The organism is Gordonia aurantiaca (assembly GCF_039939235.1).
Lineage (GTDB): Bacteria > Actinomycetota > Actinomycetes > Mycobacteriales > Mycobacteriaceae > Gordonia.
The window spans coordinates 393,711-406,443 of the sequence record NZ_JBDUUF010000001.1 but is presented as its reverse complement, the minus strand read 5'-3'; the positions used below and the strand labels follow the sequence as shown (position 1 = coordinate 406,443).

Genomic DNA, 12,733 nt, shown 5'->3' with positions numbered 1-12,733 from the left:
TCCATGACATCCTTTGCGGTGTGAGTGGCCAGGAATCATCCCGACCGGGACGCGCAATCGGATCCAGCGATGTTCTGGCCCGCGCGCAACGGTTCCCCCGCCTGCGGTACATGGGGTCCAAGTACCGCCTGCTCCCCCATCTCGAGCGCGTGTTCGCCGAGATCGGCGGCACGACCGCCGTCGACGCCTTCTCCGGCTCCGGCGTGGTGTCCTATCTGCTCAAGGCGCAGGGTTTCGAGGTCCTCAGCAACGACTTCCTGCACTTCCCGCACGTCATCACGCGCGCGTCGGTGGCCAATTCGAGCGTCCGCCTCGAACCCGATCTCGTCGAGCGGATCTGCGGGCCCGCCGCCGACGATCGCGATTACATCTCGCGAACCTTCGACGGGCTGTACTTCACCCCGGAGGACCGCGCGTTCCTGGACTCGGCGTGGTCGCACATCGACACGCTCCGCGGTTACCGGCGCGACCTCGCCATCGCCGCCCTGGTCCTGTCGGCGGCGCGCAAGCAGCCGCGCGGGGTCTTCACGTTCACCGATTCCACCCGCTACGCCGACGGCCGCCGCGACCTCACCATGTCGCTGCGCGACCACTTCCGGCTGCGCGCCGCGGCCGACTACAACGCCACGGTCTTCAGCAACGGCTGCTCCAACCGCAGTGTCCAGGGTGACATCTTCGACCTCGAACTCCCGTGGTCGGCGCCCCCGGACCTGGTCTACCTCGACCCGCCGTACGCGCCGCCCACCGACGACAACGACTACATCAAGCGCTATCACTTCCTCGAGGGCCTGTCCGCGTACTGGCGCGGCATGACGATCATGGAGAACACCAAGACCAAGAAGCTGCCCAAGCGGTTCACGCCGTTCGCCTACAAGCGGACCATCGAGGACGCCCTGCTGCGCACCTTCGAGCACTTCGAGGACGCCGGCGCCATCGTGTTGTCCTACTCGTCGAACGCATTGCCCGGCAAGGAGCGCATCATCGACCTGCTGGGCAAGGTGAAGCCCTCGGTGGAGGTCATCGCGATCGACCACAAGTACAGTTTCGGTACGCACGCCGCGGCCACCCGCCGCGACGTCAGCGAGTATCTGTTCATCGGCCGGGACTGACGAGAGCGAATGAGTGACGCACCTGACTTCGACGATTACCTGAAGTCGTTGGGGCGGTTGACCTCTCACGTCGACCCCACTGCTTCGACCCCGGAGGCCGAACGCATCCACGAGGCTACCGCCCGACTCGGCGAACTCCTCGACACGGACATCACCGGGCTGGCAGCGTGGGTCCGCGACAACCCCAACGACGTCCCGGTGCTCGGGCTCGCCGTCGGGCTGTCGCAGGAGAAGCTGAAGAACGCGCTGCGCGACCGCTTCGACACGAGCGGTTGGCACGGCCTGGCCCGCACCCAGCCGGTCGCCCTGATCACCTGGCTCGACTCCGAGTTCGACCTCGTCCGCACGCTGCGCGCGCAGATGGACCGCACCTACACCTTCGCCGACATCCTCGTGGCCCGCGCCGGCACCCGCGCCACCGCCACCCGCGCCGGCGCGTCGGGCCGCCGAATCGAGGACGAGATCGAGGACATCGCACGCGATCTCGGCCTCACCTACACCCCGCGGTCCCGGTTCACCGGCCGCAACGGCCGCACCGCTCCCGCCGACCTCATCGTCGGCGATCCGGCCTCGGCCGAGATCGTGGTCGCCGCAAAGGGATTCGACTCGACCGGCTCCAAGCTCACCGACGCGGTGCGCGAGATCGAGGAGATGGCCGAGGTGCGGCTGCCGACCCAGCTGGTGCTCGCGGTGATCGACGGGATCGGTTGGAAGTCTCGCCAATCCGATCTCCGGCGCATCCACCAGCTCTGGGTGAACCGTCAGATCGACGGCATGTACACACTCGTGACGCTCGACCGATTCCGCACGGACGTCGAGGAATTCGCGCGGTTGCGGCGGTTGATCTAGTCCCTCGGCACGCCCCCTCCGCCAGTTCCGGGGCTACTCCGGGTTCAGGTGGAGCGGCAGCCGCACCCAGAACGTCGCGCCCTTCCCGGGAGCCGTGTCGACACCGACCCGCCCGCCATGCGCCTCGACGAGCGCGGCGACGATCGACAGGCCCAGGCCGCTGCCGCCGCCGGAACCCCGGTGCCGCGACCGGTCGCCACGGTAGAACCGCTCGAAGACGTGCGCCGCCTCCTCGGGGGTCAGCCCCTGCCCGGTGTCGGCGACGGTGAGCACGGCCTCCGGGCGCCCGGCCACGCTGTCGTCGACCGCGACGCCGACGGTGACTGACGCCTCCGGCGGGGTGTGGTCGATCGCGTTGGAGACGAGGTTGCGCAGCACCTGCATCAGTCGCGGAGCGTCACCGGCGACGACCGGTGGATGGTCGCCGGACCTCACCTCCAGCCGGATGTCGCGATCGGGAGCAGAGATCCGCGCGGAGGACACCGCATCGGTCGCCAGCGTCAACAGGTCGACGGGCTCGGTGTCGACGGGCCGCTGCACACCGAGCCGGGCGAGCATCAGCAGGTCCTCGACGAGCAGGTTCATCCGGCCCGCCTCCTCGTCGATGCGTCGCATCGCATCGGTGACGTCGGGGACGCCGCCCTGCGAATAGAGCTCGGCGAACCCCTTGATCGAGGTGAGCGGCGTGCGCAGCTCGTGACTGGCGTCGGCGATGAAGCGCCGCATCTCCTCCTCGGAGGCGCGGGCCTGCCGCTCGGAGGCGGCCGTGGTCGCGAACGCCTGCTGGATCTGCCCGATCATCGTGTTCAGCGACTCCGACAGGCTGCCGACCTCGGTGTTCGGGGCGGCCGGCGGAACCCGTTGCGTGAGATCACCTTCCGCGACCGCGTGGGCCGTCTCCTCGACCCGGCGCAGCGGACGGAGACTGGTGCGGACCAGCAGGTAGCTGAGCACGGCGATGAGCAGTACGACGACGGCGCCGATCGCGAACTGCAACCAGATCAACCGGCTGATCGTGGCGTCGATGTCGGACATCGGGGTCGCGACGGTCACCGAACCGAATCTGTTGGTCCGCTTGATGACCCGCCATTCGGGTCCGTTGCTCTCGATCGACCGCACGGTGACCGGACCGATATCGGCCTCGCCCTCCAGCGCGGACAGGTCGGGCGAGTGACCGAACTGGTTGTAGATGTTGATCGACATCGGTCCGCCCGGACCGAACGGGACCGCCTCGACGTAGTAGGGCGACGGCGGCCGTCGCGGGCCCGGCGGACCGGACCGCGGCTCGTCGAGCGGGCCGCGCGGCTCGGCCCAGGTGCGGGTCGCGTTGATCAGGCCGTCGTCGGCGCGCGAGATCAGGTCCTGCCGCATCGACGAGGTGACCGCGACCCCGGAGGCGAGCAGCCCGACCACCACCAGCGCGACGGTCAGGGCGACCAGGGAGACCCGCAGCGGAACCCCCCGACGGCGCCCGGAGGGCTGCGGGGAGTGTCGGGTTCCGCACGGGACCTGCGGGATGGGGGCCGTCATCTACTCGCGCGGCTCACGCATCACGTATCCGACGCCGCGCAGGGTGTGGATGAGGCGCTTCTCGCCGTTGTCGAGCTTGCGGCGCAGGTAGGAGACATAGGACTCGACGACGTTGACGTCTCCGCCGAAGTCGTAGTTCCACACGTGGTCGAGGATGCGGGGTTTGGAGAGCACCGTGCCCGCGTTGACCATGAAGTAACGGAGCAGGGTGAACTCGGTCGGCGACAGCTGCACCGGCTTGCCCGCCTTGAAGACCTCGTGGGTCTCGTCGTCGAGTTCGATGTCGGCGAAGGTGATCCTCGACGACGTCTTCTCCTCCTCCCCGAAGCCGCTGCGGCGCAACAGCACCTGCAATCGTGCGACGACCTCCTCGAGGCTGAACGGTTTGGTGACGTAGTCGTCGCCGCCGATGGTCAGGCCGTTGACCTTGTCGGCGACCGAGTCGCGTGCGGAGAGGAACAGCGCCGGCGCCTCGATCCCGTCGGCGCGCAACCGCCGCAGCAGGCCGAAGCCGTCCATGCCGGGCATCATCACGTCGAGGATCAGGATGTCGGGCTTGCGGGTGCGGCACTTGTCGATGGCGCTCGGGCCGTCGGCCGCGGTGTCCACCTGGTATCCCTGGAATCTCAGCGACACCGACAGTAGTTCGCGGATGTTCTCCTCGTCGTCGACGACGAGGACCTTCGCCCCGCGCGGGGCGTCGTCACGGTCGGGTCCACTCACGCCCACCCACTCTTCCAGACGACCCCGCGACCTTCCTGGAAGGCGCCTGGGAGATCCCTGTGAACCCTGACCTGCTTTTTCGGCCGGGGCTACGCGTCCGGATCCCCGTACGCCGCGGCGATCGCGTCCGAGTCACGCCAGCGGCCGTAGGTCGGGCCCTGGGGCCAGCCCGCGGGCGAATCCTGCCACTCCTCCTGACGCCCCCACGGCAGCACGTCGATCAGCGCGAACGTGTGGGCGAGCTGTTCGACGCCGCGACCCGAGGTGTGCCAGGTCCGGTAGACGGTGTCGCCATCGCGGAGGAAGACGTTGACCGCGAACCCCTCGCCGGGTCCGGCACCGACGTCGGCGGAGAAGGTGGTGCCGGCGGAGGAGTACCAGTCCATCCGGTTGCCGACGCGCTTCTTGTAGGCGAGCGCCTCGTCGATGGGTCCGTGCGTGATGATCACGAACCGGGCGTCGTAGTCGCCGAGAAACCCGAGCCGGTCGAATTGCGCGGTGAAGCCGGTGCAACCCGAGCACTGCCATTTCTCGCCAGGGAACCACATGTGGTTGTAGACGATGAGCTGCGACCTGCCGTCGAAGACGTCGACGAGCCGGACCGGTCCGTCGGGTCCGGTGAGGACGTGATCGGGCATCTCGACCATCGGCAGCCGGCGTCGCTGCGCGGCGATCGCGTCGAGTTCCCGGGTGGCGGCCTTCTCCCGGACGCGCAGTTCGGCGAGTGCCGCGGCCCAGGTGTCGTGGTCGACGACGGGTGGGAGTGGAGTGTTCATCACGGGGTCCTCTCGCAGAAGGGATGTCTCTCGACGGACAGACCCGACGGGTGCCCTCGACTCATCGGTCGCACTCAGCGGGTGCCGATCAGCTTCGTGTACGGCGCCGCGTACCCGGTCTTCGGCGTGGCGTCGCCGAGCCACTCTGTCAGCTCGTCGGCGCGGGCGTCGAGTGCCCGGCGCGCGGCCCGCGGCAGTGGCTCGAGCGGGTGGATCGCGATCCGCCCGTCCGCGCGCCGATACCAGCCGCCGACGATCCGGCCGTCCCACCACGCGGTCTGCCCGCCGTTGCCCGCGGTGTCGAAGACCATCGGCGCGTGGTCGCCGAGGTAGAAGTCCCGCCGCTTGAACGCCATCGTCGTCGGGTCGAGTTCGGGCAGCAGGACCGCGTGCGGGGCGAGCGGTGCGTCGTCGTCGGTGTCGCCGGGGAGGTCGTCGGGCAGGACGTGGCCGATGTCCCCGTTCTCGAGTTCGACCTCGACGGTCTCGAGGTCGGCGAGCGCGGCACGGACCGCGGTCTTGGTGGAGCCGAGCCACCAGACCAGGTCGGTCTCGGTGCCGGGCCCGTACGTCCGCAGCCAGCGTTCGATCAGCGCCCGGTGCCCGTCGTGCACGCTCGGGATCTCCGGGCGCTCACCCAGCCAGCGTTCCATCGACGTCCACGCCGGGCGCGACAGATGCCAGTCGAGCCGGTTGGGTCCGCGGACGACCTCGCCCGCCGCGTCGAGCATGTTGAGCACCCGCGGTCCGAAGTGACTCCGGCCCGCCCACGACCTGCCCTCGCCGTGGTCGATGGATCCGGCCAGCGCCGGCAGGCGTTCCCGCAGCTCGGTGGACGTCAGGGATTCGCCGGACGCGAGCTCGGCGAGGATCGCCTCGCGGGCGCGCTCGATCCAGGCCTCGGGATCGTCGATGTCCGGGGAGCGACGCAGGTCCCGGAGCAGGTTGGTGCGTTCGGAGGCCGTGATCCGGGGCCCGAGGGCGCCGATCGCCTCGGCCAGCAGCTCGCGCGGGAAGACGAACAGCGTCCGGCGCATCGCGAGGTGTTTGACGAGGGTCCGCTCCTCGTAGAGGGCGGTGTCGAGATCCGCGCGCGTGAAGCCCGCACCGTCGGCGACGCGCGCCCACGCGGACAGATAGACGGTCGACGGGGTGGTGGCGTGCAACCCGACGACGGAGCGGGCGGCCTCCACGGCGTCGGCGGCGCGAGAATCCGGGGCGAGCCGACTGCGCCGGGCCAGGCGGGTGCGACGCTGTGCGTCGGTGATGCGGGGACGTGGGGTCACCATGCAGCGATGGTAGGGAGCGAAAACGGATGGGGAGCGCAGTCGAGAGAAGGAAGCGGGTGCCGCAAGCCGGCCGACCCCCATCGACCCGGCTTCCGGCACCCGCCCGGTTACGTGGACCGAACGACACACAGCCCCCGACGGGCAGTGCCTGAGAACACCTCCGTGTGTCCTGCGACCAACGCATCCTCACGCTCCCGACCCCCGTCAGGAAACGCACGTACAGGAGACCCCATCCGCACCCCCGAAGCCAGCGCCGATCCGGATCCGGATGAGAATGTGCAGGTCACACGTGAAATGGACTATCCGGTCCGGACACCGATGAACCCGGTTCCGGACCGGATCAGGTCAGATGACCTGATGGCCGTCGCCGGTGGGAGTGGCCGTCGCCACTTTCGATCCCGGGCTCTGGAAACCCGGGTCGGGGTCAGACATGATGGACCGGTCGATCGGAAGTCTGAAGGCGCGGAGTCGGGTGAGTGGATTTTGGTGAAGCGCTTGCGCTCCTGTTCGTGCAGGCCGGTCGCCCCACTCTGCGCACCGCGGCGTCCCGCGCGAAGGTGTCCGCCCAGCGCATCAGCGACTGGCGCAACGGACGCCACCTCCCACGCGACTTCGCGACCGTCGAACCCCTCCTCGTCTGGCTGACCTCCCGTGCGGTGTCCGCGGGGGTCGCCGACGTCCTGACCATCCCGCAGTGGCGTGAACTGTGGGAGCGTCATCTCTCCCAGGAGTCCGCGGAGGCCCACGCGCCGCCGGTGCGATTCACCCGCCCGTACGCGGGCCTGGCCACACTGACCGCCGACGACAGCGAGCTGTTCTTCGGGCGGGACGACCTGATCGCCGGCCTCGCCGACACCATCCTCTCGGCCCGGAACGCGCCGGCGCCGTGTCCCCCGGCGTCGCGGCTGGTCGTGGTGACCGGTGTGTCCGGTTCCGGCAAGTCCTCGCTGCTGCGCGCCGGACTGGCCCGCGACGAGCGGCTGTCCCGGCCGCGGTACGGCGAGATCACGTCGGACGGACTCCGGATCAGCGCGCCGGACTGCACGTGCGCAGAGGACCGGACGCCGTACGGGGGCGTGGTGACCTGCGACTGCGATCCCGATGCCGATTCGGTCATCGTCATCGACCAGTTCGAGAACGTCTTCTCCCTCGACGACGAACCGCGGCAGCGAGTTCTCGACGAGGTCGAGAAACTCGCCGCCGACACCGTGGTCGTGCTCGGGGTGCGCGCCGACTTCTTCAGCCAGTGCGTCGAGTACCCGTTCCTCGCCGACGCCTGGCAGCACCGCTGTGTGATCGTCTCCGAGATGACCCGCGCACAGCTCCGGGAGGTCATCACCGCGCCGGTGCGGCTGGCCGGCGGCCGCATCGAGAGCGGCCTGGCCGACGTGATGATCACCGACCTCTACGAGGCGTCGACCGTCGGCGATCGCGCCGGACGGCTCCCGCTGCTGGCACATGTGCTGCAGGCGACCTGGGCCCGGCGCTCCGGGAACCGGATGACGCTGTCCGGTTACCGGGCGACCGGCGGCATCGCCCGCGCCGTCGCCGACACCGCCGAATCCGCGTGGGAGGCGATCAGTCCCGAACACCGCGACCTCGCCCGTGCCCTGTTGCTCGCCCTGGTGCACGTCGGCCCGGCCGGCATCGCGCTGCGGGTGCCGCTGTCGACCACGACGATCGGCAACCGCTTCCCGCCCGAGGTCTCGACCGTCATCGACGAGTTCGCACAGGCCCGGCTGCTGACCGTCTCGGCCGACTCGGTGATGTTGGTCCACGACGTCGTGCTGACCGCGTGGCCGCGTCTCGCGGAGTGGATCGCCGACGACTCCGACACCCACGTGTGGTGGCAGCAACTCGACGCCGACACCCAGGCGTGGCTGGCCAACGGCCGCAGCCGCTCTTTCCTCTACACCGGGTCACGACTGGAGGACGCCACCCGGCACCGCCAGTCCCTGCGCAGCAACTACCTGCACCTGCTGAGCAAGGAGAACGACGAGTTCCTCGACTCCGCGGTCGCGATGGAACACCGGCGCCGGCTCCTGCAACTCGGGGCGGTCTCGGTGATCGTCGTCCTCGCGATCGCTGCGTCCATCGCGGCCGTGATCGGGTTCCGGCAGGCCCACGACCTGCGCAATCAACGCAACTTCGCCGAACGGCAGGCGCTGCTGTCCCACATCGACAACATGCAGCGGTCCAATCCGTCGGTCGCCGCGCGTCTGCTGTTGGTCGCGCACCAGCTCTACCCCGACGACCCGACGGTCGTCGCGGCCGTGCGCGGCGCCGCGACGAGTCCACTCGCCACCCAGGTGACGGGACACACCGGACCGGTCTACGACCTGGCCTTCGACCGCACCGGCAGGTTCCTCGCCTCGGCGAGCGGCGACCGGACGGTGCGGCTGTGGCAACGCACCGACCATCACCCCGGCTACCGGGAGGCGGGGACGCTCTCCGGGTTCGGCAACTACGTGACCTCGACCTCGTTCCATCCGGCTCTCCCGCTGCTGGCGGCCGGTAGCGGCGACGGCACCGTCCGCGTCTGGGATCTCGCCGACCCGGCCCGGCCCGCGCTGCGGTCGACCGCGACGCCCGGGCGCGGCACCGTCTACATGGCACGGTTCTCCGCCGACGGACGCACCCTCGCCGCGTCGTCGGACGACGGGTCGATCACCGTCTACGCGGTAGCCCCGAACGGCTCGCTGCGGCAGACCGCCGAGCTGCGCGGGCACACCGCCGCGGCCCGGACCCTGTCCTTCAGCCCCGACGGGCGGCTGCTGGCCAGCGGCGGCGACGACCGCACGGTGCGTCTGTGGAGCACCGGAGAACGACCGCAGCCCGCCGGCGAGCCGATCACCGGCTTCCCCAGCATCACCCACGCGGTGGCGTTCGGCCCCGACGGCCGGACGCTGGCGATCACCGGTGACAGTCCGAACGCCCAGCTCTGGGATGTCTCCGACCCCGCGTCACCGCACCCGCTGAGCACCTCGCTGCCCAATGCCACGGCCGGGTCGTGGTCGATCGGCTTCGACCCGGGCGGCGCTCGGCTCGCCTCCGCCCGCGCCGACGGCACGGTCCGGGTGTGGAACACCGCCAACCGTGGGTCGCCGACCATGCAGTGGGCGTTGCAGACCGCCTCCGAACAGGGCTCGGTGCGGACCTTCTCCACCGCCTTCGACCCGAGCGGCGACCGCCTGGTCTCGGGCCGCTCCGACGGGACGATCGACGTGTGGTCGCTGCCCGACCGCACCGTCCCCGACCGCGGCGGCACCATCAGCGGCGTCGCCACCGACCCGGCGCAACGCGTCCTCGCGACCGTCGGGTCGGACACCACCCTCAATCTGTGGACCCTTGCCGGCGAGCAGTTGACGCTGCGGTCGCGCATCCCGGTCCAGCGGAAGGTCAACGACCACCCTCGGGTGTCGGTGAACGCGCGCGGCACCCTCGCGGCGACGGCCAACAACAACGGCGGTCTCGTGGAGCTGTGGGACATCGCCGACCCGGCGGCCCCGCGTGCCGCGGCGAAACTGCCGCTCGACACCCGGTACTCGTTCCCGGTCACCTTCTCGCCGACCGGGAACACGCTCGCGACCGGAGACACCGACACGACGGTCGCACTCTGGGACACCTCGGACCCGTCGGCGCCCCGGCGGGTCGGCGAGCCGCTCGAGGGGCCCACGGACCTCATCCGCGGCATCGCGTTCAGCCGTGACGCCAAACGGCTCGCGGTGACCTCCGACGACAAGCGCGTCTATTTGTACGACCTGGCCTCCGGGGACACCGAACCGTACGCGGTGATCACCGACGACGCCCCGGTCACGCAGGCCGCCTTCGACGACAGCGGCGAGATCCTGGTCGTCGCGGCCCGGGCACTGTCGACGTGGCGGCTCCCGGCGCCGGGTTCGGGCGCCGGCCCCGAGCGCATCGACCGGCACGAGGAGCTCTACCCGGACACGCTGTCGATGTCGCCGAACCGGGTCGCCGTGGGCACCGCCACCCACGAACTGATCAGCTTCGCGCTCGGCGACCACGGGGAGCTCACCGACCGGCAGTCGGTCGGGACCCTGCTGTCGACCACCGACACGACCACCACCTGGCAGCTCCCGGTGCGCATGCCCGCCGACGACGAACTGCTCGCCGGCGGCGACACCACCGGCAACGTGTACGTGCACAGCCTGGACGTGAACGCCGCCCGCGGCTGGGTCTGCGCCAGCACCTCACCCCTGACGCCGGCACAGCGCAAGGCGTACCTCCCGCACGCGGACCTCAAGGGAGACTGCGACGGCCATCCCCGTCGCGGCCGCCTCAACGGAAACTGAGCGGCTCCTCGCCCCACGCCTCCCACAGATCGCCGTCGAGGTTGGCGACCACGCGGTCCTCGGCATCGATGCGCAGCACCGGCCGGTGGCCGCTGTCGTAGGTCGGCCAGTCGTCGCCCGCATCGGGTTCGTTCCCGTGCGCGAACTGCGTCCAGCGCCGGATCATCCTCTGCGACACCGCCTCTCCGTGCTTGCGTCCGCCGAGCAGAAAGGTGATGTCGCGCGGGGTGGACCCGAGATTGCCCCACACATACGGGACCTCGGTGGCGTGTGCGGCGCCGAGACCGAGGAGCTTGAACATCCGCGGGCACCAGTCGTACCGGTAGACATGGGTCGGGGCGCGGTGCGCGTGGGCGTCGGCGAGCCACAACGTCGGCATCCGGAACGCGACGTCGCGGGCGACCCCGAGCCCGGTCACCTTCGGCTTGAGTCCCGAGTAGGCCGAGAGCACCTGTGCGCGTTCGGGTAACACCACATCGGGATACTCGGCGGCCATCGAGGCGAACATCCGCTCGATCTCCTCGGTGGTGATCGGCATGAGCGGGGACTTCATGTACTTGAACAGACTCGCCTCGTCCCGGTTGGTCCCGATGATCAGCGGCACCGGCAGCGCCCGCCCGGCCCGGTAGACGTCGAGCGGATACTCGGGCAGCAGATCGCCGTCGACGACCGGGGCGAAGGCGATGGTGCCGGGCCAGTCGGTGGGCACCCGGGCGAACAGCTCGCTGGTGAGTCCGGAACACCGTGCGGCGTCGAGGTTTTCGATCGCGTCGACCGCGGCGACGGTGTCCGCCTCGTCGAGTCCCGATGCCTCCAGCAGGAGCCGCGCGACGCGGGCCGCGCGCTCGGCGCCGTACATCGAGGTCACCGGCGAACTCTGGGCGATCGCCCGGTCGAACAGCCCGTCCGCGGCGGGCATCGTGAGAAGCGCGGTCACCAGCCCGGCGCCGGCGGATTCCCCGAACACGGTGACGCGCTCGGGATCCCCACCGAATGCGGCGATGTGGTCGCGGACCCAGCGGAGTGCGGCGAGCACGTCACTGAGTCCGACGTTGGACTCGAATCGCGGGTCGATCGACGACAGATCGGCGAAGCCGTGCAGTCCGAGGCGGTAGTTGAGCGTCACGACCACCACGTCGCCGGCGGCGGCGAGGTTGGAGCCCTCGTAATACGGCTGGCTACCCGAACCCAGGACATAGGCCCCGCCGTGCAGCCACACCATGACCGGGAGCCCCCTGCCGGCGCGGGTCGATGCCCCGGGCGGGGTCCACACGTTGAGGTACAGGCAGTCCTCGTCGAACACGACGTCGGGGCCGAGCCGGACGGCGGGGTTGGGTTCCTGCGGGTTGACCGCGCCGAACGTGCGGGCCCCGATGATCGCGTCGGGGTCCCCGGTGGCGGAGAGTGGGACCGCGCGCCGCCAGCGCAGGTCCCCGACCGGGGGCTCGGCGTAGCGGATGCCCCGCCAGATGTCGGCGCGCTCACCGGCGACCCCGCGGTAGGTGCCCAGCGCGGTCCGCGCGAGTGGGGCGGCCCGTCCCGTGGAGGCCGAGGCCTCGCCGTCGACAGTCGTGGTACCGGATTCGTCGTACTCCATGCGTCCATCGTGCCCCGTGGGGCCAACGCGCGGAGGGCGGAACGACGAGGACGGCCCGGCGACGACGGCTGGGTACAGTGCAGGCATGGAAATACTACGCAACGTCGTAATCTTCGTGCACCTCATCGGTTTCGCCGTGACCTTCGGCGCGTTGGTCGCCCAGGCGGCGAGCCGGGAGTTCCGGTTCACCCGCGTGATGGAGTACGGCGTCCTGCTGTCGTTCATCACCGGCCTGGCGCTCGCGGCCCCGTGGCCGGAGGGCATCGACCTCAACTACCCGAAGATCGGCATCAAGCTGGTGATCCTGCTGGCGCTGGGCGCGATCCTGGGGATCGGCAACGCCCGGCAGCGGCGCACGGGCGAGCCCGTGCCGCGCGGACTGTTCTGGGCCGCCGCGGTGCTGCCCCTGATCGCGGCGGGTCTCGCCGTCATCTGGTGACCGATCACCGTGCGACCTCGAAACGGTGGACACACATCTCCGGTTCGGGGCGCACGGTCACCCGGTCGTGGGGGGGGGGGGGGGGGGGGGGGCGGGGGCGGGGGC

9 protein-coding genes are annotated in these 12,733 nt (G+C 70.3%); 4 read left to right on the top strand and 5 right to left on the bottom strand.

The genetic code is table 11. The annotated features are described in order from the left end of the window. Positions 1-110: 110 nt before the first annotated feature. A complete protein-coding gene (locus ABFT43_RS01830; protein WP_347958700.1) occupies positions 111-1,109 on the top strand; it encodes a DNA adenine methylase in 999 nt (332 codons plus the stop codon). A 9-nt stretch (positions 1,110-1,118) separates the two neighbouring features. Continuing rightward, positions 1,119-1,958, top strand: coding sequence for a hypothetical protein (locus ABFT43_RS01825; protein ID WP_347958699.1), 840 nt, complete (start codon positions 1,119-1,121; stop codon positions 1,956-1,958). 33 nt (positions 1,959-1,991) lie between these two features. Here ABFT43_RS01825 and ABFT43_RS01820 read toward each other — a convergent pair whose 3' ends face one another. The 4 genes from ABFT43_RS01820 to ABFT43_RS01805 all read right to left on the bottom strand — a co-directional run bounded on the left by ABFT43_RS01820 (position 1,992) and on the right by ABFT43_RS01805 (position 6,276). Beyond that, positions 1,992-3,488, bottom strand: a complete 1,497-nt coding sequence (locus ABFT43_RS01820; RefSeq protein ID WP_347958698.1) for a sensor histidine kinase — start codon at positions 3,486-3,488, stop codon at positions 1,992-1,994. After that, on the bottom strand, positions 3,489-4,211 hold the full coding sequence (locus tag ABFT43_RS01815; RefSeq protein WP_347958697.1) for a response regulator transcription factor: 723 nt from the start codon (positions 4,209-4,211) through the stop codon (positions 3,489-3,491). Between the two features lie 89 nt (positions 4,212-4,300). After that, positions 4,301-4,987, bottom strand: a complete 687-nt coding sequence (locus tag ABFT43_RS01810; protein WP_347958696.1) for a DUF899 domain-containing protein — start codon at positions 4,985-4,987, stop codon at positions 4,301-4,303. 74 nt (positions 4,988-5,061) lie between these two features. Next, on the bottom strand, positions 5,062-6,276 hold the full coding sequence (locus tag ABFT43_RS01805; RefSeq protein WP_347958695.1) for a winged helix DNA-binding domain-containing protein: 1,215 nt from the start codon (positions 6,274-6,276) through the stop codon (positions 5,062-5,064). A 476-nt stretch (positions 6,277-6,752) separates the two neighbouring features. On the opposite strand from ABFT43_RS01805, the gene ABFT43_RS01800 reads away from it, so the two are divergent. After that, positions 6,753-10,592, top strand: coding sequence for an nSTAND1 domain-containing NTPase (locus tag ABFT43_RS01800; protein WP_347958694.1), 3,840 nt, complete (start codon positions 6,753-6,755; stop codon positions 10,590-10,592). On the opposite strand, the gene ABFT43_RS01795 is transcribed toward ABFT43_RS01800, so the two are convergent. Then, positions 10,579-12,189, bottom strand: coding sequence for a carboxylesterase/lipase family protein (locus ABFT43_RS01795; protein ID WP_347958693.1), 1,611 nt, complete (start codon positions 12,187-12,189; stop codon positions 10,579-10,581). The genes ABFT43_RS01800 and ABFT43_RS01795 overlap by 14 nt on opposite strands. A gap of 85 nt (positions 12,190-12,274) precedes the next feature. Here ABFT43_RS01795 and ABFT43_RS01790 point away from each other — a divergent pair, with 85 nt between their 5' ends. Continuing rightward, complete coding sequence (locus ABFT43_RS01790; protein ID WP_347958692.1) at positions 12,275-12,628, top strand: Fe-S protein; 354 nt, start codon at positions 12,275-12,277, stop codon at positions 12,626-12,628. Positions 12,629-12,733: the final 105 nt, after the last annotated feature.